Source organism: Nakamurella sp. (genome assembly GCF_048594475.1).
In the GTDB taxonomy this organism is placed as follows: Bacteria; Actinomycetota; Actinomycetes; order Mycobacteriales; family Nakamurellaceae; genus Nakamurella.
This window is the reverse complement of sequence record NZ_JBMDXT010000162.1, coordinates 1-22996: the sequence shown is the minus strand read 5'-3', so window position 1 is coordinate 22996 and position 22996 is coordinate 1. Positions and strand designations below refer to the sequence as shown.

The window sequence follows — 22996 nt, the reverse complement described above, 5'->3', positions numbered from 1 at the left end:
ATCCGGTCGGGCCGCGCCGGCCGGGGCCGACGCACCGGCGGACGTCACCCGGCCCGCCGTCGGGCGCCGACCACCCCGATCCGCGACGAGGCCGCACGGATCAGCACGGACGTCCACGTGCGGTAGGGCCGCCAGGGTTCCGCGATGGACTCGAACTGCGCGCGGGTGACCGGGCCGTCGACGCGGTAATGCAGGCCGATCAGCTCCAGCAGCATGGGCTCGTCGGCCGGGAGGACGTCGGTGAAGCCCACCGCCCGGATGGTGATGAGCGAGGCGTAGAACGGGCCGATCCCCTTGAGCCGCCGCATGTCGTCGTCGCAGGCCTCGGGCCCGATGTGGCGCAGCCGGTCGGCGTCCAGCGTCCCGCGTAGCGCCGCCCGGGCGATCGAGTGCATCCGTTCGATCTTCTCGGTGGTCAGGCCGGGGAACTCGGCCACCCGGAGCAGCTGCTCGGGCGTGGGCAGGGCCGCCACCCGGCGACCGGCCAGGTCGAAGACCCGGCCGTGCCGTTCGGACAGCTCGGTGCGCACCCGGGCCATCTGGTGGGCCGGCCGCCGCGCGGACAGCACGGACCAGACGGCCGCCTCGTACGGGGAGTAGAACAGCGGTGGCAGCAGGCCCGGCGCCGCCTCCTGGAGCCGTCCGATCACAGGGTCGCGGAGGCCGACGTCGGTGAATCCGCTGCCGTCCTGATCGAGCGAGAGCACCCGGGCGACCTGGGCCCGCACCCTGTCCGCCCGGTCCGCGCCGACCCCGTCGACCGTGCCGTGCACGGTGCCCGCCGCGTCCTGGCGCAGCTCGACCCCGACCTGCTCGCCGTCGCCGTCGAGGCAGAACGCCAGCCGCATCACCCCGTCGAAGGTGTCCGCCGGGCGGCCACCGAAGCCGAACTCGGCGGACTCCCGCAGGGAGTAGATGGTGGACGGGCGGATCGTGAATGTCGTCATGCCGGGCATCCTGCCGGCGGGGTCCGACAGCCCCGATCGGCGCTCGGGGTGCGGTCCTCAGGAGGTGAACAGCGTGGTCAGGAAGGCCACGTAGCCCAGGCCGGCGACCCCGCACAGCACCGACGACGCCCGGCTCCACCGCTGCCGCACGGCCGCGACGGCCAGGCCGGCGGCCAGCAGCAGCCAGACCGCGGCGTGGCCGTACTCGAGCACCGGCCCCCGCCACCCGTCGGCGGTCGAGTCGGCACCGTCGCCCAGCACCAGGAAGACGACCGCGATCATCGTGGCGGCCACGGCGGCGAGCGCGAAGCCGACCCGGGTGCGGCTGGGGGCGAGGTCGTTCATCCCGGCAGTATGCCGCCGGCGTCCGCGGCCCCTGCGGTGCGGTGCGGCCCGCTCACGATCCGGGATCGGCCAGGCAGGTGGCCGGGTCGCCGGCCGCGAACCCGCGCTGGAACGACGCGTCGCGCTGCTCGGGCGTGCCGTGGCCGGCCGGATCGCCGCCGAACGCGGAGGCGACGCGCCGCATCTCGTCCGGCGCACCGGCCGGCAGGGTCAGGTAGCCGTCCCGGACCGCGCGGCCCAGGGCGGCCCCGCCCAGGCAGTCCGCCTGCAGCTCGTAGCGGCGGCTGCCGTCGAACAGCGCGCCCGCCACCCCGTCGTGCACGAGCCGGGCCTGCACGGCATGGCCGGTCTCGTGCGCGATGACCATGTCGACCATCGTCCGGCCCAGGTCCAGGTGCCGGTGGAAGAACTGCAGGTCCCAGGCCAGGAAGCCGGTGCCGGAGGTCGTGTTGCCGCAGAAGAACGCGTTGCCGACGTAGTTCTTGCCGTCCCCGCAGTCGGCGACCGATCCGGTGTCCGAGTCGTAGAAGCCGTCGCCGCCCCACAGCTCGGGGGGTGACCACGGGCCGGCGGACGCCCAGGACGAGGCGCCGGCCGCGAACGACTCGGACCAGAAGCGGTCGGTCGCGCCGGTCGCCGCGCCGGCCGCGGCGCGGATCTCGTCGTCGGTGGCGTCGGCCCAGTTCGCGGGCGCCGGGTCGGGCGCAGGACCGGGGTCGGTGGCGGGCTCGGGGACGGCCGGGGAGCCGGCCGGGGTGGGCTGCGCCACCGGGGTCGCCACCGGGGTCGCCACCGGGGTCTCCGCCGGCCCGGACGGGTCGACGGTCGCGGTGGACGGCGAGGTGACCGCCGCCGGGGCCATCGCGGCGGCGCCGGCGGCGGGCACCACGGGCGACGCGGTGCCGCCGGTCACCGATGCGCACGCGGTCGTGAGCATCGTCAGGACCGCCACGAGGGCACCGGCGGCCGGACCGCGTCTCATCCGCATGCTCCCCCCGGATCTCCGTCTCGATCACCGTGCGTACCCAGGACGCCTCGAAGGTGGCTCGACCTCCCAGGTTAGGCCGATCGTGCGCCACGATCGGGCGATTGCGAGTACACAGGGTGATGAGTGGCCCAGGGTGCTCAGGCGCGGACGCCGCGTCACCGGCGGGCCGGGCGCGGCGCGGAGCCGGGTCGTCGGGGTGGTTGGATCGGCCGGTGATCCGGATCGGAGACCTGGCGCTGGACCTGCCGGTGCTCGCGGCCCCGATGGCCGGTGGCCCGACGACTCCCGATCTGGTCGTGGCCGCCGCCGGGGCCGGTGGCCTCGGCTTCCTGGCCGGCGGGTACCGCACCCCGGCGCAGTTGGCCGAGCAGATCCGGACCGTCCGTGCCGGCACGGCGGCCTTCGGGGTGAATCTCTTTGCGCCACACCCGGTGCGGGTCGACCCAGCGGCCTACGCCGGGTACGCGCGCGACCTCGCCCCGGTCGCCGGCCGGTTCGGCGTGACCCTGCCGGCCCGGCCGGTCGAGGACGACGACGGCTGGCCGGACAAGATCGCGCTGCTGTGCTCGGAGCCGGTTCCCCTGGTCGGCGTCACCTTCGGGCTGCCGCCGGCCGGCGCCGTCCGCGACCTGCACCGCGCCGGCAGTGCGGTGGCGCAGACCGTGACGACGCCGGCGGAGGCCCGCCTGGCCCAGGACGCGGGCGTCGACCTGCTCGTCGTCCAGGGCGCCGGCGCCGGTGGCCACTCGGCGGTGTTCGACCCGGTGCCGGCCGCTGCGCCCCCGCACACCCTGGTCGACACCGTCCGCGCGGTGCGGGCGGCGACCCGCCTGCCGCTGGTCGCCGCCGGGGGGCTGGCCACGGCGGCGGACGTCGCCGCGGTCCGGCGGGCCGGGGCGACCGCGGTTGCCGTCGGCACGGCCCTGCTGCTGGCCGACGAGGCCGGGACCTCGGAGGGGCACCGCCGGGCCATCGCCGAGCACTCCGGTCCGACCCGGGTCACCCGTGCCTTCACCGGCCGGCCCGCGCGGGCGCTGGTCAACGAGTTCGTGACCCGCTTCGAGGCGTCGGCGCCGCTGGGCTACCCGGCGGTCCATCACCTGACCGGGCCGCTACGCCGGGCGGCGGCGGCCGCCGGCGATCGGGAGTGGGTGCATCTGTGGGCCGGCGCAGGCCACCGGTCCGCCCGGTCCGGTCCGACCGCCGAGATCCTGGCCCGGCTCGCCGTCTGAGCCCGCGCCCGCCGGGTACTTCAGGCAGCGACCGGCGATGGGGCGGGCCGGTTCGCCCGCCCGGCCGGGAACGGGAAGGACGTGCCATGAGCGATTCGCAGCGAGTGCCGGACGGCTCCGCCGGCGCCCGGGAACGGGCCGGCGCCACCGAGGACTACGGCGGCGTGCCGATCAGCGAGCAGGAACTGGCCGAGGTCTGGACCACCGGCGACGGGGACTCCGACCCGGCGCCGGATGCGGCATCGGCATCGGCATCGGATCCGGATTCGGCGTCCGATCCGGATTCGGGATCGGCATCGGACGGCGCCGACGCGGCCGGGGCGGGCCCGACCCGACCGGAGGTGCCGGCGGACGACCCGGCGCCGGCCGAGCCGTCCTGATCCGAGGTCCGCAAGCGGCCACCGGCACAGAGCGGGCCGGGGGCGGGCCCGGACGGCGAACCGCGGCCCGGCCGGGGAGATGAATCCCCGGGCCGGACCGCCGTCCGCGTTCGTCGGCGGGCGCCGGTCAGGCCGCCCGGGTCACCTCGGACCCGGTCGTCCCGGCCGCCGGCTCCAGCGCCTGGGCGAGGATCTGCCGCACGTCACCGACCGGCACGACCGTCAGGCTCGCCAGGATCTCGGCGGGCACGTCGTCGAGGTCGGGCTCGTTGCGCAGCGGGATGAACACGGTGCTCACCCCGGCCCGTTGGGCGGCGAGCAGCTTCTGCTTCACCCCGCCGATCGGTAGCACCTTGCCGTTGAGCGTGACCTCGCCGGTCATCGCGACATCCGAGCGAACCGGCCGGCCGGTGGCCAGTGACGTCAGCGCGGTCACCATGGTGACGCCCGCCGACGGGCCGTCCTTCGGGACCGCACCGGCCGGCACGTGCAGGTGGATGGTCCGGTTCAGTGCGCCGGGCGCGATGCCGACCTCCTCCGGGTGGGACCGGATGAAGGACAGGGCGATGTGCGCCGACTCCTTCATCACGTCGCCCAACTGCCCGGTCAGGGTCAGGCTCGAGCCCTTGCCCGGCTCGGTTCCGTCCGCCACCGGCTCGGCGGACGCCTCGATGAACAGCACGTCGCCCCCCATCCCGGTGACCGCCAGTCCGGTCGCCACGCCCGGCACCGAGGTGCGCTCGGCGGTCTCCGAGGTGAACCGGGGCCGGCCGATCAGCCCGCGAAGGTCGGCCTCGTCGACCGTCACCGGCGCCTGCGCCGTGCCGGCCGAGAGCTGCGTGGCCACCTTGCGGAACACCTTGGCGATCAACCGCTCCAGCTGCCGGACCCCGGCCTCCCGGGTGTAGTCGGCGGCCAGCTTGCGCAGGGCCGCGTCGGACACCGTGACCTCGGACGGGGCGAGCGCGGCCCGCTCCAGCTGCCGGGGCAGCAGGTGCGTGCGGGCGATCGCCACCTTGTCGTCCTCGGTGTAGCCGTCCATCGTGATCAGCTCCATCCGGTCCAGCAGCGCGGACGGGATGGTCTCCAGCACGTTGGCGGTGGCCAGGAACAGCACGTCGGACAGGTCGAGATCCAGGTCCAGGTAGTGGTCGCGGAACGTGTGGTTCTGCGCCGGATCCAGCACCTCGAGCAGTGCGGCCGCCGGGTCCCCCCGGTAGTCGCTGCCGACCTTGTCGATCTCGTCCAGCAGCATCACCGGGTTCATCGACCCGGCCTCGGTGACGGCCCGGACGATCCGGCCGGGCAGCGCGCCGACGTAGGTGCGCCGGTGGCCACGGATCTCGGCCTCGTCCCGCACGCCGCCCAGGGCGACCCGGACGAACGTCCGCCCGAGGGCCCGGGCCACCGACTCGCCCAATGACGTCTTACCGACGCCGGGCGGCCCGACCAGCACCAGCACCGCACCGGAACCGCGACCTCCCACCACCTGCAGGCCGCGTTCGGCCCGCCGGCTGCGGACCGCCAGGTACTCGGTGATCCGGTCCTTCACGTCGTCCAGGCCGTGGTGGTCTGCATCGAGCACGGCGCGGGCCGCCGTCACATCGGTCTTGTCCTCGGTCCGGCTCTGCCAGGGCAGCTCCAGCACGGTGTCCAGCCAGGTGCGGATCCAGCCGGACTCGGGGCTCTGGTCGCTGGCCCGCTCCAGCCGGCCGACCTCGCGCAGCGCCGACTCCCGGACCTTCTCCGGGAGGTCGGCCTGCTCCACGCGACCGCGGTAGTCCTCGGCCCCTTCGGGCTCACCCTCGCCGAGCTCCTTGCGGATCGCCGCGAGCTGCTGCCGCAGCAGGAATTCGCGCTGGGACTTCTCCATGCCCTCGCGGACGTCGTCCCGAATCTTCTCGGCCACGTCCATCTCGTTCAGGTGCGCCCGCGTCCACTCGATGAGCAGCTCGAGACGGGCGATGACGTCCGGAGTCTCGAGGATCTGCCGCTTCTGCTCGGCGGTCAGGTAGGGCGCCCAGCCGGCGGCGTCGGCCAGCTCCGACGGGTCGGTCATCTTCTCGACGGTGTCGATGACCTGCCAGGCGTCGCGCTTCTGCAGGTTGGCGATCACCAGCGACTTGTATTCGGCGGCCAGCTCCTTGGCCCGGTCGGTGACCTCGGAGTTACCGACCAGCTCGGCTTCCACCCACAGGGCGGCGCCCGGCCCGGACACGCCGGTCCCGATGCGGGCCCGCTGCCCGGCGCGCAGCACCGCCGCCGGAGCGCCGCCGGCCAGCCGGCCGACCTGCTCGATGGTGGCGACGACGCCGAAGGTGGCGTAGCGGTCGGCCAACCGGGGCGCCAGCAGCAGCTCGGCCTTCTCGCCGGATTCCTGGGCGGCGGCCTGGGCCGCGTCCAGGGCGGCCTGCGCCGGCTCGTCCAGCTCGATCGGCACCACCATGCCGGGCAGTACGACGACGTCGGACAGGGACAGCACCGGCAGGCGACGGATATCGGTCATGGAAACACCCTTCAAGAGTTGAGTCTGAAGCACTCAAGGCTCTTGCGCGTGGGTTTGTTCCGCCGCTGGTCCGCGGTTCGCCCCCGGCGAAATCGGCCCGGCAAGTCGGCCCGGCGACATCGGCCCGGCAAGTCGGCCCGGCAAATTGGCCCGGCACGTCGGCCGGGCATTGATCGGTCGGGCCGCTCGGCCGGGCGTGATCGTCGCGGACGCCGTCCGTGGCGTCGCCGGTCTCGCGCTTCGGCGCTCCCGCGCGGACGAACCCGGCGACGCGCGCCCCGCCCGTCACATGGTGAGGCGTTTGATCCGCGCCGCCGACGATGATCCGTGCGGGGCCGGGCGGCGCACACTGGGGCCGTCGGCCGGTCGGGCCGGCCGATCGGGGAGCGGAGGGCCGGCCGTGGCGGGTCAGGACACCGGGAGCCGGGCGGACCCGCCCGTGGCGCTGGTCTACGCGTCGGCCCGGGGCAAGTGGGTGCTGACCGCGACGGTGCTGGGCAGCGGGCTGGCCATGCTCGACGGGACGGTGGTCAACGTCGCGCTGCCCCGGATCGGCGAGGATCTGGGCGGCGGGCTGACCGCGCTGCAGTGGACGCTCAACGCCTACACGCTGACCCTGTCCGGGCTGCTGCTGCTCGGCGGCTCGCTGGGTGACCGGATGGGCCGGCGGCGCGTCTACATCGCCGGCGTCCTGTGGTTCACCCTGGCCTCGGTCGGGTGCGCGGTCGCCCCGACGACCGGCGCGCTGATCGCCATGCGCGCCCTGCAGGGCGCCGGGGCCGCGCTGCTGACGCCGGGGTCGCTGGCGATCCTCCAGGCCTCGTTCCGCCGCGAGGACCGGTCCACCGCCGTGGGCGCCTGGTCCGGGCTGGGCGGGGTGGCCACCGCCCTCGGTCCCATCGTCGGCGGGGTGCTGGTGGGTCTGGCGCCGTGGGGCTGGCGGCTGGTCTTCCTGATCAACGTTCCGATCGCCGTGGTGGTGATCGTGCTGGCGCGCCGGTTCGTCCCGGAGTCGCGCGACGAGCAGGCGACCGGCCGGCTGGACGTGCCCGGCGCGGTGCTGGCGTCGGTCGGGCTGGGTGGCCTGGTGTACGGCCTGACCGAGGGACCGGCCACCGGCTGGCCGGCGGTCACCGTCGCGATCACCGTGGCGGGAGCCCTCCTGCTGGGCGTGTTCGTGCTGGTCGAGAGCCGGACCGCGGAGCCGCTGCTGCCGCTCGGGCTGTTCCGGTCCCGGCAGTTCACGGCGGCCAATCTGGTCACGTTCGCGGTCTACGCCGCGCTGGCCGGCGCCCTGTTCCTGCTGCCCGTGCAGCTGCAGCTGGTCGCCGGGTTCAGCCCGGTCGCGGCCGGCGCGGCGAGCCTGCCCATCACCGTGGTGATGCTGCTGCTGTCGGCCCGGATGGGCCGGCTGTCGGCCCGGATCGGACCCCGGCTGCCGATGACGGTCGGCCCGCTGGTCGCCGCGCTGGCCATGGTCTGGCTGTCCCGGGTGGACGCCGGAGCCACCTACCTGGGCGCGGTCGTCGGACCGATGCTGCTGTTCGGTCTCGGCCTGTCCATCACCGTGGCCCCCCTGACCTCCACCGTGCTGGCCGCCGCGCCGGACCACCAGGCCGGCGTCGCGTCGGCGATCAACAACGACGTGGCCCGGGTCGCCGGCCTGATCGCGGTCGCGGTGCTGCCCGCCCTGGCCGGCCTGAGCCCGGCCGCGTACGGCGACCCCGCGTCGATCTCGGCCGGGTTCCACCGGGCGGTGCTGATCGCCGGGGCGGTCTGCGCGGCCGGCGGACTGCTCGCGCTGCTCACCATCCGCAACCCGGCCCCGGTGGCGACCGGCGAGGCCGCCGAGGAACCGCACGAGCACGAGGACCCGGCGCTGCGCTGCGCCGCCTGCCCGGTCCTGACGCCGCACATCAAGCCGCGCTGATCACCGCCTGCCGGGGCGCCGGCGGCGTCGGGGATGATGGACGCGCCGAGCAAGCTCCAGGAGGTGCGTTGGCCGGAATCACCCGTGGCTTCACCGGCCGGCGGCAGCGCGATCCGCGCCTGCCCCCGGGCCAGTACGACGTCGGCGCCGATTGGCCGGTGCTGACCGCCGAGGTCACCCCGCGCATCGAGCCCGAGCGCTGGACGATCACCGTCGACGGGCTGGTCGACACCCCCACCACGTGGACCTGGGCGCAGGCCCACGAGCTGCCCGCCTCCCGGTACGAGGGCGACATCCACTGCGTGACGACCTGGTCGAAGCTGGCCACCAGCTTCGACGGGGTCAGCGTCGACACGCTGCTGGCGGCCGCCGGACCCAGGCCGGACGCGCAGTTCGTGCTGGCCACCTCGTCGACCGGGTACACCACGAACCTGCCGCTGGCCGACGTCACCGGCGGCAAGGCCTGGGTGGTCTGGACCCACGAGGGCCGGCCGCTGCCCCGCGATCACGGCGGTCCGGTCCGGCTGCTGGTGCCGCACCTGTACTTCTGGAAGTCGGCCAAGTGGATCTCCCGGATCACCCTGCTGGACCACGATCAGCAGGGCTTCTGGGAACGGAACGGCTACCACGACCGCGGCGACCCCTGGCTGGAACAGCGGTACCAGGGTGACTGAGACCGGTTCGGCGGCCGGGGAGCCGGCCGGCTCGGCGATGGCTCCGGGTGGGGTGGTGCCGGCGTTCGCGCCCGCGCCCACCGGACGGTGGACCACGGCCACCGTCCGCGAGGTGATGCACCCGACGCCGCACGCGGTGATCCTCCGGCTCGACGTACGGGACCGCATCGATCACCTGCCCGGCCAGCACTACGTCGTGCGCCTGCGCGCACCCGACGGGTACACCGCGCAACGCTCGTACTCGGTGGCATCCCCGCCGTCCGATCCGTTGGTCGAGCTGTGGATCGAGCGCATTCCCGACGGCGAGGTCTCGCCCTTCCTGGCGGACGAGGTCGCGCCGGGCGACGAACTGGAGGTCCGCGGGCCCATCGGCGGCTGGTTCGTCTGGGATGGCGCGATGCCCGCGATCGGGGTCGCCGGCGGCAGCGGCGCGGTCCCGCTGATCGCGATGCTGCGGCACGCGCAGGCGCTGGGCCGGCCGGGGTTGCTGCAACTGGCCGTGTCCGCCCGCACGCTGGCCGACCTGCCGTTCCCGGACGAGCTCGCGGCGGCCGGCGCCCTCATCGCGCTCAGCCGGGAGCCGCACGGCGACCGTCCGGCCGGCCGGTTGACCGTGGACGAGCTGCGCCCGCTGGCCACCTGCCACGAGACCACCTTCGTCTGCGGGTCGGCCGGTTTTGCCGAGTTCGCCAGCCAGTTGCTTGTGGAGTTGGGCTGCCCGTCGCCCGACGTCCGGGTCGAACGGTTCGGTCCGACCGGCTGACGGTCCGACGAGCTGACGGTCCGACCGCCGGCCGGTGTCCCGCGCTCGGGACCGCCTGCTCGGCGCGCTCGGGACCGCCTGCTCGTCACCCGCTTTCCGCAGGCTGACGCCCTGGGCGCTCTCGCCCGGCGGATCCGGGCGGCCCGCCGCCGACCCGGGGGCCGGGTCGGGTGACGGCCGTTCTGCCACCCGCCGTTCTGCCACCGCCCGGTCTCGGGGCGGCCGCTGTCCCCGCGGGGATCCGGCACGTCTCCCGGCCAGGGGCCGTGGGCGCCGGCCGCGGCCCGGATCGGCTCGCGCCGGGGCCGGCCACCCGTTCGGCGTATGACCTCAGGCATACCCGCCCGGTGCGGCTGTGTCCCCGGTACCCCGTCGCAAGTCCCCGCGCAGCCTGATGTGTCCCGACCGTCCCGCCGACCACACTGGCCCCGCAGTGCCAGCAGGGTCGGTGCGTCGCCCCGGGCAGCGGTCATCAACGCCAGTCGCGGGCGAGGGGTGCGCGATTGGGGTGGTCGCGTCGTGACGGGGAGGGGTGAACGCCTGATGGTGGGAGGTCAGAATTGTCGAACCACGGTGCAGCGCCGCGCGGCTGGCTGCTCTCGGCCGCGGCGGATGCCCGCTGGCCCGGTGTGCTGCTGCACCGGGACGCGTTCGTCGCCCACGTCGAGCCGGGCCGGTTGCTGGAACCGCCGGGCGACCTCGTGGTCGTCGTCGACGGCGCGGCGTGGCCGGTCGCGGAAATCCTGCTGATCGAGGAACGGATCGCGGAGCCCGCCGACCGGTCGGTGCCGCCGGCCGGGCAGGTCGCCATGGTCCGGCTGGCCGAGCCGGTCCCGTCCGCCGTGTCGGTCGTCGTTCCGCGGGCCGCCCTCGAGCGGGCCTGGCGCGAGGGTCGGTCCATGTGGTCGACCCTGCGGGAGCTGGGCGTGCACGCCGGGGGTGAACCGGCACCGATCCCGTCGCCGGCGACCGGACCCGACCGACCGGCCGCCATTCCGGTGAAGGTCGTGACGGCCGATCCCTTCGATTGGTGCACTATCTTCTGGTGGCTGTGCTGACCGGGTCGGGCGAGGGGCCGGCCGCGACCCGACCGGGTCGCTGGGGAATCACGCACCGTATCGACCTGATCGTGCTCCCGCTGGTCTTCCTCGCCGACGTCCTGGTGTTCTCCCGCCTCCTGCGCGTCGACGGGGTCGACGTCGCCGACCGGATCGCCATCCTGGTGTACGCGGCGGCCGGCATCGCCCTGCTGGCGCTGCGCTGGCGGCAGCCGGTTCCGGTGTTCGTCGCCGCCGTGGTGCTGTCCGTGCCGCCGCTGCTGGCCACCGAGTACTACTTCCCGTACTTGGTCCCGATGGTGGCGTTGGCGGCGGTCGCCCAGCTGCGCCCGCCGCGGGTCTCGCTCTGGTGCCTGGTGGCCGCGGCGGTGCCCGTCGCGCTGCTGATCGGCGGCGCCGTGGTCCATGCGTCGGCATCCGGCCGGTTGACCTCGGCGGTCGGCGCGACCGTCTTCTACGGGTCCGGAGCCGTCCTGGCCTGGACGTTCGGCTGGTGGACCGGCCGGCACCAGCGTCGGCTGGACGAGATCGAGGCCGCGCACCAGCACGAGGTCGCCGAGCAGCGGCAGATCGCCGACCAGGCGGTCTCGGTCGAGCGACTGCGCATCGCGCGGGAGCTGCACGACATCGTCGCCCACTCGGTGACGATCATGGTCCTGCACGCCGCCGGCGCCCAGCGCGTCGTGCGGTCCGATCCGGATCGCGCCGTCGAATCGCTCTCGCTCATCGAGGACTCCGGCCAGCGGGCGATGGGGGAGCTGCGCCGCCTGCTCGCGCTGCTGCGCGAGTCCGACGCGGTGGCCAGCAGCGGGGCGACCACGCCCGGGCTGGCCCAGGTGGATCCGATGCTCGCCGCGGTGCGGTCGTCCGGGGTCACCGCGACGCTGGAGATCACCGGCGAGCCGCACCGCCTGGACGCCAGCGTCGACCTGGCCGCCTACCGGCTGATCCAGGAGGCGCTGACCAACGTGACCAAGCATCTCGGGTCCGGCGCCCGGGTCGCCGTGACGATCGAGTGGGAGCCGGAGAAGGTCACGGTCGCCGTCGAGGACGACGGCATTGGGGTCCGATCGGCCGCCGGCGGACCTCAGCCGCCCGCGGAGATGGGCGGGCACGGGCTGGCCGGCCTGCGCGAACGGGTGGCCATCGCCGGCGGTGACTTCTCCGCCGGGCCGACCGGCGCCGGCGGCTTCCGGGTCGCCGCCCGGCTGCCGGCGGGCACCGGGCCGTCCGGCGCGCCCCTGGGGCCGGTCACCGGCATCCTCGGAGGGACGGTCGAGGGGGCCGGCCGGTGATCACCGTGTTCGTGGTCGACGACGAGCCCATCGTCCGGTCCGGGATCGCGCTGCTGCTGGCCGGGGAATGTGACATCGAGGTGATCGCCGATCTGGACGGCGGTCCCGAGGTGGTCGACCTGGTGCGCCGGCGCCGGCCCGACGTCGTGATCGCCGACGTGCGGATGCCGCGGATGGACGGCGTCGAACTCACCCGCCGCATCCTGGGCGACGTGCACCGGACGGGCAATCCGCCCAAGGTGCTGGTGCTCACCACGTTCCACGTCGACGAGGCCGTGTACGCGGCGCTGCGCGCCGGCGCGCGCGGGTTCGTGCTCAAGGACGCCGCGCCCACCGAACTGGTGGCGGCGGTCCGCGCGGTCGCCGGCGGGGAGGCCTGGCTCGATCCGGCCGTCGCCCGGCAACTGATCGACGAGTTCGCCTCGCACCCGCCGTCGGAGTTGCCCGGACCGGAGGAGGTCCGCGTGCTGACCCCGCGCGAACGCGAGGTGCTCGTGCTCATCGCGCACGGGCTGTCCAACGCCGAGATCGCCGACCATCTGGTCGTCGGCGAAGGCACCACCAAGACCCACGTCGGGCGGATCTTCGCCAAACTCGGGCTCCGGGACCGGGCCCAGGCGGTGGCCGTGGCCTACAAGAGCGGATTGCTCCGGCCCGACGATCCGATTCCCGCCCGCCGCGGCTGACCCCGCCCGGCCCGGGACCGGCCTTGGTCCCGCGGCTGGGTTGGTTCGGCGTCGGTGCGCCTCGGGTCGGCCCGGCCCCGGCTCAGGCGGCCGGGGCGGGACGGGCCGGCTCCACGGGCGGTGCGGGCAGCGGCTCGGCGAACCGGGCGAGGGCGATCGCGCCGCTGACCGCGATGAGGAACCCGGCCGTGGCGACGAGGGCGTAGCCGCTGCGCACCTCGTCGCCGAGGAACAGCAGGCCGATCACCGACGGGACCACGGTGCTGGTGGTGTAGGAGACCGCGGCCACGACCGTCGCCCGGCCGCGTTGCAGGGCCAGCGCGAACAGCGCGGTGCCGACGACGCCGTTCGCCACGATCGCCCAGATCGCCGGGTCGATCAGCACCTGCCACAGCGGCGACGGCACGTCCAGGCTGCGGGCCGAGACCGCCACGCAGCTGAACGACAGGCCCGCACCCAGGGCCAGCACGACGGCCGCCGCGGTGCGCGGCAGCCGGGTCGCCGCCCGCCCGAGACCGGCCAGCGGGAGCGCCGTCGCGAGCAGCAGCCAGTACCAGACGGGGTCCAGCGGGGGCACGTCGTGCGGCTCCGACGACAGGCCGAGCAGGCTCAGGCCGCCCAGCGACCCACCCAGCGCCACCCACCCGGCCCGGTCCAGCGGGCGGCCGATCAGGGCGAAGATCACCGCCGTGACCGCCACGCTGGACGCGACCACCGCCTGGACCAGGTAGAGCGGCAGGACCTGCAGGGCCAGCACGGTGAACGCGAAGCCCAGCAGGTCGACGCCCAGGCCGGCGAAATAGACCGGCTCGCGCAGCAGGGCACCGACGTCACCGGGGTGCCGGGTGCGGCGGGCGGCCCGGCGGACCCCCAGGGCCTCGATCGCCGAACCCGCGCCCGAGCCGACCGCGGCCAGCACGGCGAGCGTCAGACCGACCAGCATGCGCGGCAGTGTCGCACGCGCCCCGGGCCGGGGGCCGCGCACGGCCGGCCCCGGGCACGGTGCGGCGTCCGCCGCGGGATGTTTACGTAGCGAAATCTCACCGTCACGCTGCGCGCCTACCGTTCTCCCGTCGAGCGCCCGGCCATCGGGCCGCGCTCCCCCGGCCATCGGAGCCCACGCCAACGTCGACGTCTCCCGCCTGATCGGTCGGCCCCACCGACCGCCGGGAGGCTCCCAGGTGACCGACATCGAACGCAAGCCGTTGCCCGTGGACTCGGCCGAGCCGGACGCTCCGCCGGCCGTCCCGCCTACCCATGAGGACTTCCATGGGATGGACGCGGCCAAGGAGACCCTGGAGGATTACACCCTCCGGTTCGCCCCGCGGTCCTACCGCCGATGGGGAACCGGCGTGGTCGCGACCTCGGCGCTGGGCGGCATCGCCTACCTCGCCGATTTCGCCATCGGCGCCAACATCGGCATCGCCCACGGCACCGTCAACGCGCTGTGGGGCATCCTGATCGCCGCCGTCATCATCTTCGTGACCGGCTTCCCGCTGGCGTACTACGCGGCCCGGTACAACATCGACCTGGACCTGATCACCCGCGGGTCGGGCTTCGGCTACTACGGCTCGGTGCTGACGAACGTCATCTTCGCGACGTTCACGTTCATCTTCTTCGCGCTCGAGGGCTCGATCATGGCCCAGGGCCTCCAGCTGGGGTTGGGCATCCCGCTGTGGCTGGGCTACCTGATCTCCACCCTGATGGTGATCCCGCTGGTCATCTACGGCATGAAGGCGCTGGCCAAGCTGCAGGTCTGGACGACACCGCTGTGGCTGGTGCTGATGGTGATCCCGATGGCCTACCTGGTCATCAGCCATCCGGATTCGATCTCGACGTTCTTCGCGTTCAAGGGGGCCGACGGCAACCAGGGCACCAGCTTCGCGGCGATGATGCTGGCCGCCGGCGTCTGCCTGTCGCTGATGGCCCAGATCGCCGAGCAGATCGACTACCTGCGGTTCATGCCGCCGCGGACCGAGGCCAACCGCAAGCGCTGGTGGCGCGCCGTCGTGCTGGCCGGCCCGGGCTGGGTGCTCTTCGGGGCGATCAAGCAGATCGTCGGCCTGTTCGTGACGGTCTACATCATCGCCAACCTGACCCCGGCGGAGGCGGCGACGGCGAACGAGCCGGTCCACCAGTTCCTCACCGTCTACAAGGAGATGATGCCGCCCTGGCTGGCGATGAGCCTGGCGGTGATCCTGGTGGTGATCAGCCAGATCAAGATCAACGTCACCAACGCCTACTCGGGCTCGCTGGCGTGGACGAACTCGTTCACCCGGGTCACCAAGCGCTACCCCGGCCGGATGGTCTTCGTGATCTTCAACCTGGCCGTCGCGCTGCTGCTGATGGAGCTGAACATGTTCAGCTTCCTCAACACGATCCTGGGCTTCTACGCCAACTGCGCCATCGTCTGGGTCACCACGGTGGCCACCGACATCGTCGTCAACAAGCACCTGCTGAAGATCTCGCCGACCGTGCCGGAGTTCCGCCGCGGCATGCTCGACGCGGTCAACCCGGTCGGGTTCGGGTCGGTCGTCATCGCCGGCGGGCTGTCCATCGTGGTCTTCTTCGGCGGCTTCGGGTCGGCCATCCAGCCCTATTCACCGCTGGTCGCGGTCGGCCTGGCCATCGTGCTGACCCCGCTGCTGGCGGTGGTCACCAAGGGCAAGTACTACCTGCGGCGCACCGACGACGGCATCGCCCTGCCGATGTTCGACGCCGACGGCAACCCGTCCGCCGAGCGGCTGACCTGCCACGTCTGCCGGATCGACTACGAGCGACCGGACATGGTCCGGTGCGAGACCCACGACGCCTACATCTGCTCGCTCGACCTGTCCACGGACAAGGTCGGCGACCACGTCCTGCCCGCCCAGGCCTGAACCGGCGGGCCGCTTCCGGCCCACCCCCGACGACCTCCGGACCGCCCGCCCGCGGCGCGCCGGAGGTCGTCGTCGTGTCGGCCCCCGGTCCGCGCCGAGGGCCGGTCCGGGGTGACCGTCGGCATCCGCGGCCGGGTCCCGCCGGGTAGCTGCTCGCGGATGGGTACTTCACGTCGGCGGACGGTCCGGCCCGGACCGGCCGGCGACGCAGCAGGAGGCAGCGGGAGGCAATGGGGATGGCCGAGCAGGACATGACCGAGCGGGGTGGCCCCGAGCGGGGTGCGGCTGAGCGGGAATTCGATGTCGTCCTGTTCGGAGCGAGCGGCTTCGTCGGGCGGCTGGTGGCCGAGCAACTGGCGCGGTCGGCGGACCCCGGGGTGCGGATCGCGCTGGCCGGCCGGACCCGGGCGCGGGTCGAGGCGGTGCGCGACGGGCTCGGGACGGACTGGCCGGTCCGGACGGCGGACAGCGCGGACGAGGCGTCGGTGCGGGCGTTGGCCGGCTCCGCCGCCGTGGTCGTCAGCACCGTGGGCCCGTACCTGCGGTACGGCCTGCCGCTGGTCCGGGCGTGCGCCGATGCCGGCACGGACTACGCCGACCTGACCGGCGAGGTGCTGTTCGTCCGCCGGAGCATGGCCGCCGCGCACGAACGGGCGGTCGCCACCGGCGCGCGGATCGTGCACTCCTGCGGGTTCGACTCGGTGCCCAGCGACCTGGCCGTGCTGCTGCTGGCCGACCGGGCCGCCGCCGACGGGGCCGGCGACCTGACCGACGTGGACCTGCTCGTCCGGTCGGCCAAGGGTGGGTTCAGCGGCGGCACCATCGACTCGCTGCGCCAGCAGCTCCGGGAGGTCCGCGACCACCCCGAGCTGCGCCGGGTGGTGGCCGACCCGTACGCGCTGAGCCCGGACCGGGCGGCCGAACCCGACCTCGGCCGGCAATCGGACGCCGGTCCGCCGGCGCGGCTGGCCGACGGGACGTGGGTGGCGCCGTTCGTCATGGCCCCGTACAACACCCGGATCGTGCGGCGCAGCAACGCCCTGCTGGACCACCGCTACGGCCCCGCCCTGCGCTACCGGGAGTTCGTGGCCGCCGGCCGGTCCTGGTGGTCGCCGGCCTTGGCGACCGCGGTGACGGCGGGGCAGGCCCTCGTCGGCGCCGTGGTCGGCCAGCCGTGGCTGTCCCCGGTCGTCGACCGGCTGCTGCCGGCCCCCGGCGAGGGCCCGAGCGAACAGGCGCGCCGCGATGGCCACTTCCGGCTGGAGGTGCGGGCGGCCACCACGTCCGGTGCCCGCTACCGGGCGGTGGTCGCGGCGCCGGGCGATCCCGGTTACGCCGCGACCTCGGTCATGCTCGCGCAGAGCGCCCTGGAACTCGCCGCCACCCGGTCCACCGACGGCCGGCCCGCCGCCGGCCGGGGCGGGGTGCTGACCCCGGCCGTCGCACTCGGGGAGAACCTGGCCGGGCGGCTACGCGACCGCGGCTTCACCCTCGACGTCACGCCCGGCTGACCCGCCGGGGTCGCGGCGGTCCAGGGTGGCCGCGCCGGCCAGGGCCACGGCGCCGACGAGGACGGTGAGCGCCAGGAACGCGATCCGCTCACCCCGGTAGAAGGAGTCGATCAGCTCGGGGCTCCAGGCGCCGAGCGGCAGCACGGTGACGACCAGGGCGGCGATCAGGGTGCCGACCAGGGCGGTGCCGATGCTGCTGCCGACCTCCTGCGCGGTGTCGTTGAGCGCGGCGCCGAGCGACGTCCGGTTCTCCGGCATCGCGTCGACCAGGCCGACGGCGCAGATCGTCATGACCGTCCGCAGCCCGAACGTCATCACCACGATGCCGGCGGCGATCGCCAGGTACCCGTGGTCGACGGCCCAAGCCAGCCCGGCCAGCCCGACGGTCAGCGCGCCGGCGCCGACCAGACACGCGACCCGGCTGCCGTAGCGGGTGACCAGACGCTCGGTCAGCGGGTTGGCCGCGAGCATCGTGACGATGAAGGGCAGGTTGGCCAGGCCGGCCACCACCGGGCTCCACCCGTAGGCGAACTGGAAGTGCAGGACCAGGCTGAACATCACCCCGGCCATCGCGATCGAGGTGCCGAGCTGGGCCACGGTCGCCCCGCGGACGATGGGCAGCCGCAGCAGCCGCAGGTCGAGCATGGGATGGGCGGCGCGCCGCTCGCGGACCACGAAACCGATCGCGGCGGCCAGGGCGCCCGCGGCGACGAGCAGGGTCGGCCCGGCGAGCCACCCGTGCTCGACGCCGCTGGTCAGCGCGTAACAGCCGAGCCCGATCGCCAGGATGGTCAGGGCGGCGCCGGGCAGGTCGAGCGCATCGGAGGTCAGGTCGTCGGGCCGGTCCGCGGCCACGCCCAGGCGGACCCCGACGACGGCGAGCAGGGCGATCGGCGCGTTGATCAGCAGCAGCCACTGCCAGCTCACGTGGGCCAGCGCGGTGCCTCCGAGCACCGGCCCGAGGATGAAGCCGCTCATCCCGACGACGATCATCACGGTCATCGCCCGCCGGCGCAGCGCCTGGTCCTCGAACAGCCGGAACACCAGCGAGTTCGTGATCGGGGCCATGGCGGCCGCGGCGATCCCGAGCGCGGCGCGCAGGGCGATCAGCTCGCCGGTGGTCGTCACGGCCAGAACCGCCAGGCTCAGCAGGCCGAAGGCGGTCAGCCCGACGAGCAGGACGCGGCGGCGACCGAACCGGTCGGCGACCGATCCGGCGGTCAGCAGCAGGCCACCGAAGGTGAGCGAGTAGGCGCCGGTGATCCATTGCAGCGAGGTGGTGGTGCCCTGCAGGTCCCGGCCGATGGTGGGCAGGGCGATGGTCAGCAGGGTGTTGTCGACCATCTCGACGAAGAAGGCCAGGCAGAGCGCGGCCAACGGGATCCAGGCGGCCCGCAGCGACGGGTACGTGCGGGCCGTCCCGGTCTCGCCGGCCGGCGGGGCGGATGCGGTCATGGGAACCTCTCAGATCGAACGACGTTCGATGACCGAACATCGTTCGAACTATAGAACCGCGTTCGATACGATGCAAGGGTGATCCAGCAGCCGCAGCGCCGCCTCGCGTCCGGACCGGGCCGCCGGCGTGCCTCGCACTCGATGGAGGCGGTGCTGGCGGAAGCGGTCCGCCTGCTCGACGAGGCGGGGGAACAGGCGCTGACCTTCCGCGCGCTCGCGGCCCGGTTGGGCGGCGGCGTCGGCAGCATCTACTGGTACGTGCAGAACAAGGAGGAGCTGCTGGACCGCGCGGCCGACCACGTCCTGGAGCCGGTCCTGGACGGGACCGAACGGTTCGTGCACGAGGACGACCCGATCGACGCGATCCGGGGCATCGCGCTCGCGCTGTTCGCCGCGGCCGTCGAGCGGCCCTGGCTCGCCGCCTATTTCCTGCGCAACACCGGCTTCCAGCCGAACTCGCTGCGCCTGTTCGAGCGGGTGGGCGGACAGGTGCTCCGGCTGCGGCTGACCCCGCGGCAGTCCTTCGACGCGGCGTCCGCCGTGATCGGATTCGTCATCGGGCTGGCCGCCGACATGGCCCAGGGGCCACCCGAGGAGGTCGCCGTCGGCGGGCTGACCCGGGAGCAGTACATGGACGTCGTGGTCGACCGCTGGCGGGACCTCGACGCGGCCGAGTTCCCCTTCCTGCACACGATCCTGGACGTCTTCCGGGTGCACGACGACGTCGAGCAGTTCCGCGCCGGCCTCGATCTGCTGCTCGACGGCCTGCGCCGGCAGGCCGAGCGGGCGCACGCGGACCGGGAGGGGACCGACCGGGCGACCAGCGACCGGGCGACCACCGGACGGGCGCGGGTGACCGGCGCCGGCTGAGCCCGGCCCGGGTCAGCCCTCGAGGCGCACGGCCCGGTCCAGCTGCTGCCGCAGCGCGATCACCGCGGCCCCGCGGGCCCATTCGGTGAACGCGAACGGCGCGACCTCGATCGGGACGTCGGCCAGAGTCCAGTGCTGGGTCCGGTGGGCGAACTCGCGGACCCGCGGCAACCGGGCCGCGGCCAGCGGGACCCCCTCGCCGGACAGGATCACCTTCGCCGGTGCGGTCACGCTGGCGATCATCCCGATGAGGGTGCCGAGGGCCTCGGCGGCCTCGGTCACGACCCGGTCGGCGACGGCCTCGCCGGCGGCCGCCAGCTCCAGCACCTCGGCATAGCCGACCGGACGCCCGAGGGTCGTCGACACCTGCCGGGTGATGGAGGAGGAGGCCAGGTACGAGCGGGCGCAGCCGCGGTGCCCCCGCTCGCACAGCGGGCCGCCGGCGGTGATCGGCAGATGGCCGATCTGCCCGCTGCCGCCGTTCACCCCGTCCACCAGCCGGTCGTTGACCACCACCCCGCAGCCGACCCCGGCCCCGATCGTCACCAGGACGAAGTCGGCGCAACCGGCGGCCGCACCGAACCAGTGCTCGGCGGCGGTGAGGGCCCGGACGTCGTTCTCCACGACGACCGGCAGCCCGGTCGCCTCCTCGAGCATCGCCACCACCGGCACCTCGGTCCAGCCCAGGAACGGGGAGGTGTGCACGTCCATCGACCGGGGGGACACCGGCCCGGCCAGGCTCACGCCGATCGCCGCGATCGCCGGGTCGGCCGCGGTGGCGGCGGCCACCTGCGCGGCGACCGCCCCGATGACCGCGTCCGGCGCGGTGTCGTCGATGGGGACGAGCTGCTGGGTCAGCACCCTGGCCCGCAGGTCGGTGGTGACCAGGTCGAACTGGTCGGCGGACAGCTTGATGCCGACGAGGTGGGCGAGATCGACGTTGACGTCCATCGGCTGGGACGGCCGGCCCATCCGCTGGGCGATGGTGACCTCGGATTCGGTGACCGTGCCGGACTCGACGAAGGCCCTGATCATCCGGGTGAGGCTGGCCGGGGACAGGCCGGACCGGCGGGCCAGCGCGGCCCTGGACTGCGGGCCGTGCACGAGCAGGTCGACCAGGATCGCCCGGGTGGCCTCGGACAGGGCCGGAAACGCCACGCCGACTTTCTGCATGGATGAAATGATATGGGTCGGCGACCCGGGGATCACGGCAGGTCGGCGTCGAACGGGGTGCCGGCCAGCTCGTGCACGTCGAACGCGGACAGCCGGTCGCGGAGCACCGGCAGGTCCTCGCGGAACAGCGACCGCACGATGGCCCGGGCCGCCCGAGCCCCGGCCACGTCGACGCCCGGGATGTCGCTGCCGATCGGACCGTGGCTGACCAGGGAGCCGGCGTTGAGCAGGTGCACCCGGCCCACCTCCGGGGGCGCGTCGGAGCCGGCCGGCCGCAGCTCGAAGCCGGGACCGAGCACCGGGTAGGCCGCGAGTGTCGGCCGCCACGACGCCACCGGGAGGTCGGACCGCCGGTCGGCCCAGCGCCGGACGTGCGGGGCGAGGTCGGCCAGCTCGGGCACCCGATCGAGGTCCACCCGGTAGCCGGTGCCCAGCACCAGGAAGTCGCACTCGACGACGCGCGGGTCGGTGCCGCCCAGGTCGAGCCGCACCCGGTCGCCGCTTCGGGTGGCGGCGTGGACGGGGGTGCCCAGGTGCACGTGCAGGTTCGGCCGGCGCAGGGCCCGGTGCACCGTCTCGTGGGGCACGGGCGCCGGTCGATCGGTCAGGTAGACCGCCAGCTGCCACTGCTGTGCCGGCGGCAGATCGGCCCACCCGTGCACGAAGCCCGGCCCGGTGATCGCGCGGAACTTGTTGACCTGCGGCAGCACCGGCCGACGGATGTAGAGGTCGGCCCGCGCGGCGCCGTGTTCCAGCACGGTGGCGGCCGCGTCCCAGGCCGACGCGCCGCCACCGAGCACGGCGACCCGGCGGCCGGCCAGCGCGGCGGGGTCGATCGGGTCGGCGGTATGCGCGGCCAGCTCGGGCCACAGGCCGGGATCCACCTCGTCGGGGATCTGCCGCCCGCCCGCGCCCGCCCGGCCGGTGGCCAGCACGACCCGCCGGGCCGGCACCGGCCGGTCGTCGACGGTCAGCCGGAGCAGCCCGCCGTCGGGACGGACGGCGCTCACCCGGGCGCCGTGCTCCACCGGCAGGGCCAGCACCCGTTGCAGCCAGCCGAGGTAGTCCTGCCAGTCCTGGTTGGCGATCTTGCCGAGTTCCGCCCAGGCGCGGTCGCCGTGGCCGGCGGTGTACCAGGCCCGGAAGGTCAGCGACGGCAGGCCGAACGACGGTCCGGGCAGGGTCTTGGGGGAGCGCAGCGTCTCCATCCGGGCGGTGGTGGTCCAGGGACCCTCGCGGCCGGGGGCGCTCGCGTCCAGCAGGCGGATGTTCCGGACCCCGGCCTGCAGCAGCGACCCGGCCACCGCGATGCCGTTCATCCCGGCGCCGACCACGGCCACGTCGAGCACCGGCTCGCCGGCCCGGTGCACCGCCGCCGGCCAGGCCGCGGCCGGCAGGCCGAGGGTGTCCAGGTCGGCCGCCACCCGGCGTTCGAGCGCGGCGAGTCCGGCGGGCGACGACACGGGCTCATTCGTACCCGAGCCCGTCGCCCGGCCGGGCCGCGGGGCCGGGCGGCTCTGATCACGCTGTGAGATCGAGTCCCGATGCTGGACGGGCAGCCGCCGATCGCCCGAGGAGCCGACCATGAAAGTCAAGGTGCCCACCTGGATCCCGGCGCCTCCGCAGGCGGCCGAGGCCGCTCCGGCCGACCCGGCCGGAACCGAGGCGGAGCGCGGCCCGGCCGGCAACACCCGGTTGACCGCTGCCACCGGCATGGTGCTGCTCGTGCTGCTGGCCGTCGAGGGCGTGACGATCCTGAGCGTGCGGCAGATGCTCACCCTGCACGTCGTCGTCGGTGCGCTGCTGCTCGGCCCGGTCCTGCTGAAGTCGGGCAGCACGCTCTACCGCTTCGGCCGGTACTACACCGGGGCCGAGCCGTACCGGCGCAAGGGCCCGCCGCCGCGCCCGCTGCGGCTGATCGGACCGCTGGTCATCCTGTCCACCCTGGCCCTGCTCGGCACCGGGGTCGCGCTGGTGCTGACCGGCCCGACCGGGTCGGGCCTGCTGCTCACCGCCCACCAGGCCAGCTTCTGGGTCTGGTTCGGCCTGATGACGGTGCACGTCGTCGGGCACGTCTGGGAGGCCGCCGTGGTCTCCTGGCGGGAAGTGCGGGCGTGGGGGACCGGCCGGGACGCGCGGGGCCGCCGCTGGCGGCTGGTCGCCGTCGGGCTGGCCCTGATGGTGGGGGTCGGCGCGGCCACCGCGCTGGTGCCCTCCGCCGCCCCCTGGGTCGATCGTCCCGAGCACCATGCCGCGCCGGCCGCCGTCGCCCGGCCCTGACCGCCGGCGGTGTCCGGTCCGCCG

20 protein-coding genes are annotated in these 22996 nt (G+C 74.5%); 12 read left to right on the top strand and 8 right to left on the bottom strand.

Annotated elements, in window-relative coordinates:
- Positions 1-44 precede the first annotated feature (44 nt).
- From ACOJUF_RS08095 to ACOJUF_RS08085, 3 genes are read right to left on the bottom strand one after another with little or no spacing between them, the layout of a single operon-like run.
- Complete coding sequence (locus tag ACOJUF_RS08095; RefSeq protein ID WP_420121347.1) at positions 45-947, bottom strand: DNA-3-methyladenine glycosylase family protein; 903 nt, start codon at positions 945-947, stop codon at positions 45-47.
- Positions 948-1004: 57 nt separating this feature from the next.
- Entirely contained in the window at positions 1005-1292 is a 288-nt protein-coding gene (locus tag ACOJUF_RS08090) for a hypothetical protein (RefSeq protein ID WP_420121346.1), read from the bottom strand.
- Positions 1293-1344: 52 nt separating this feature from the next.
- Entirely contained in the window at positions 1345-2274 is a 930-nt protein-coding gene (locus tag ACOJUF_RS08085; RefSeq protein WP_420121345.1) for a neutral zinc metallopeptidase, read from the bottom strand.
- Between the two features lie 218 nt (positions 2275-2492).
- On the opposite strand from ACOJUF_RS08085, the gene ACOJUF_RS08080 reads away from it, so the two are divergent.
- Together ACOJUF_RS08080 and ACOJUF_RS08075 are read left to right on the top strand one after the other, a co-directional pair.
- Positions 2493-3512 (top strand): nitronate monooxygenase, encoded by a 1020-nt coding sequence (locus ACOJUF_RS08080; protein WP_420121344.1) that lies wholly within the window; start codon positions 2493-2495, stop codon positions 3510-3512.
- A gap of 86 nt (positions 3513-3598) precedes the next feature.
- Positions 3599-3892, top strand: a complete 294-nt coding sequence (locus ACOJUF_RS08075; protein ID WP_420121343.1) for a hypothetical protein — start codon at positions 3599-3601, stop codon at positions 3890-3892.
- A gap of 127 nt (positions 3893-4019) precedes the next feature.
- Here the strand turns inward: ACOJUF_RS08075 and lon are convergent, their stop codons facing one another.
- Positions 4020-6398, bottom strand: a complete 2379-nt coding sequence (gene lon / locus ACOJUF_RS08070; RefSeq protein WP_420121342.1) for an endopeptidase La — start codon at positions 6396-6398, stop codon at positions 4020-4022.
- A gap of 439 nt (positions 6399-6837) precedes the next feature.
- On the opposite strand from lon, the gene ACOJUF_RS08065 reads away from it, so the two are divergent.
- From ACOJUF_RS08065 to ACOJUF_RS08040, 6 genes are all read left to right on the top strand, one after another.
- The gene (locus tag ACOJUF_RS08065; protein WP_420121341.1) at positions 6838-8328 is read left to right on the top strand and encodes a DHA2 family efflux MFS transporter permease subunit; all 1491 of its coding nucleotides are present in this window, start codon (positions 6838-6840) and stop codon (positions 8326-8328) included.
- A gap of 68 nt (positions 8329-8396) precedes the next feature.
- Positions 8397-9002: a sulfite oxidase-like oxidoreductase gene (locus ACOJUF_RS08060; RefSeq protein ID WP_420121340.1), complete on the top strand. Its 606-nt coding sequence runs from the start codon at positions 8397-8399 to the stop codon at positions 9000-9002.
- A 37-nt stretch (positions 9003-9039) separates the two neighbouring features.
- Positions 9040-9765: an FAD-binding oxidoreductase gene (locus tag ACOJUF_RS08055; RefSeq protein WP_420121389.1), complete on the top strand. Its 726-nt coding sequence runs from the start codon at positions 9040-9042 to the stop codon at positions 9763-9765.
- Positions 9766-10325: 560 nt separating this feature from the next.
- On the top strand, positions 10326-10823 hold the full coding sequence (locus ACOJUF_RS08050; protein WP_420121339.1) for a hypothetical protein: 498 nt from the start codon (positions 10326-10328) through the stop codon (positions 10821-10823).
- Positions 10811-12118: a sensor histidine kinase gene (locus tag ACOJUF_RS08045; protein ID WP_420121338.1), complete on the top strand. Its 1308-nt coding sequence runs from the start codon at positions 10811-10813 to the stop codon at positions 12116-12118. The genes ACOJUF_RS08050 and ACOJUF_RS08045 overlap by 13 nt, the downstream gene beginning before the upstream one ends.
- Positions 12115-12804 carry a response regulator transcription factor gene (locus ACOJUF_RS08040; protein WP_420121337.1) on the top strand — a complete coding sequence of 230 codons (690 nt, stop codon included), beginning with the start codon at positions 12115-12117 and terminating at the stop codon, positions 12802-12804. The genes ACOJUF_RS08045 and ACOJUF_RS08040 overlap by 4 nt, the downstream gene beginning before the upstream one ends.
- A gap of 82 nt (positions 12805-12886) precedes the next feature.
- Here the strand turns inward: ACOJUF_RS08040 and ACOJUF_RS08035 are convergent, their stop codons facing one another.
- On the bottom strand, positions 12887-13747 hold the full coding sequence (locus ACOJUF_RS08035) for a hypothetical protein (protein WP_420121336.1): 861 nt from the start codon (positions 13745-13747) through the stop codon (positions 12887-12889).
- A 331-nt stretch (positions 13748-14078) separates the two neighbouring features.
- On the opposite strand from ACOJUF_RS08035, the gene ACOJUF_RS08030 reads away from it, so the two are divergent.
- Together ACOJUF_RS08030 and ACOJUF_RS08025 are read left to right on the top strand one after the other, a co-directional pair.
- On the top strand, positions 14079-15683 hold the full coding sequence (locus ACOJUF_RS08030) for a purine-cytosine permease family protein (RefSeq protein WP_420121388.1): 1605 nt from the start codon (positions 14079-14081) through the stop codon (positions 15681-15683).
- A 236-nt stretch (positions 15684-15919) separates the two neighbouring features.
- Complete coding sequence (locus tag ACOJUF_RS08025) at positions 15920-17194, top strand: saccharopine dehydrogenase family protein (protein ID WP_420121335.1); 1275 nt, start codon at positions 15920-15922, stop codon at positions 17192-17194.
- On the opposite strand, the gene ACOJUF_RS08020 is transcribed toward ACOJUF_RS08025, so the two are convergent.
- Positions 17153-18649 (bottom strand): MFS transporter, encoded by a 1497-nt coding sequence (locus ACOJUF_RS08020; RefSeq protein ID WP_420121334.1) that lies wholly within the window; start codon positions 18647-18649, stop codon positions 17153-17155. The genes ACOJUF_RS08025 and ACOJUF_RS08020 overlap by 42 nt on opposite strands.
- Positions 18650-18727: 78 nt before the next feature.
- Between ACOJUF_RS08020 and ACOJUF_RS08015 the strand changes: the two genes are divergently transcribed.
- On the top strand, positions 18728-19519 hold the full coding sequence (locus ACOJUF_RS08015; protein ID WP_420121333.1) for a TetR/AcrR family transcriptional regulator: 792 nt from the start codon (positions 18728-18730) through the stop codon (positions 19517-19519).
- 12 nt (positions 19520-19531) lie between these two features.
- Here the strand turns inward: ACOJUF_RS08015 and ACOJUF_RS08010 are convergent, their stop codons facing one another.
- Positions 19532-20692 carry an ROK family protein gene (locus ACOJUF_RS08010; protein WP_420121332.1) on the bottom strand — a complete coding sequence of 387 codons (1161 nt, stop codon included), beginning with the start codon at positions 20690-20692 and terminating at the stop codon, positions 19532-19534.
- Positions 20693-20724: 32 nt separating this feature from the next.
- A complete protein-coding gene (locus tag ACOJUF_RS08005; protein ID WP_420121331.1) occupies positions 20725-22155 on the bottom strand; it encodes an FAD-dependent oxidoreductase in 1431 nt (476 codons plus the stop codon).
- Positions 22156-22276: 121 nt separating this feature from the next.
- On the opposite strand from ACOJUF_RS08005, the gene ACOJUF_RS08000 reads away from it, so the two are divergent.
- A complete protein-coding gene (locus ACOJUF_RS08000) occupies positions 22277-22972 on the top strand; it encodes a hypothetical protein (RefSeq protein ID WP_420121330.1) in 696 nt (231 codons plus the stop codon).
- The last annotated feature ends 24 nt before the right edge of the window (positions 22973-22996 follow it).

Coding starts and splice junctions, on each gene's coding strand:
- ACOJUF_RS08025 (WP_420121335.1), top strand. CDS start 15,920: ATGGCCGAGCAGGACATGACCGAGCGGGGTGGCCCCGAGCGGGGTGCG.
- ACOJUF_RS08055 (WP_420121389.1), top strand. CDS start 9,040: ATGGCTCCGGGTGGGGTGGTGCCGGCGTTCGCGCCCGCGCCCACCGGA.
- lon (WP_420121342.1), bottom strand. CDS start 6,398: ATGACCGATATCCGTCGCCTGCCGGTGCTGTCCCTGTCCGACGTCGTC.
- ACOJUF_RS08000 (WP_420121330.1), top strand. CDS start 22,277: ATGAAAGTCAAGGTGCCCACCTGGATCCCGGCGCCTCCGCAGGCGGCC.
- ACOJUF_RS08020 (WP_420121334.1), bottom strand. CDS start 18,649: ATGACCGCATCCGCCCCGCCGGCCGGCGAGACCGGGACGGCCCGCACG.
- ACOJUF_RS08090 (WP_420121346.1), bottom strand. CDS start 1,292: ATGAACGACCTCGCCCCCAGCCGCACCCGGGTCGGCTTCGCGCTCGCC.
- ACOJUF_RS08010 (WP_420121332.1), bottom strand. CDS start 20,692: ATGCAGAAAGTCGGCGTGGCGTTTCCGGCCCTGTCCGAGGCCACCCGG.
- ACOJUF_RS08035 (WP_420121336.1), bottom strand. CDS start 13,747: ATGCTGGTCGGTCTGACGCTCGCCGTGCTGGCCGCGGTCGGCTCGGGC.
- ACOJUF_RS08095 (WP_420121347.1), bottom strand. CDS start 947: ATGACGACATTCACGATCCGCCCGTCCACCATCTACTCCCTGCGGGAG.
- ACOJUF_RS08085 (WP_420121345.1), bottom strand. CDS start 2,274: ATGAGACGCGGTCCGGCCGCCGGTGCCCTCGTGGCGGTCCTGACGATG.
- ACOJUF_RS08075 (WP_420121343.1), top strand. CDS start 3,599: ATGAGCGATTCGCAGCGAGTGCCGGACGGCTCCGCCGGCGCCCGGGAA.
- ACOJUF_RS08030 (WP_420121388.1), top strand. CDS start 14,079: ATGGACGCGGCCAAGGAGACCCTGGAGGATTACACCCTCCGGTTCGCC.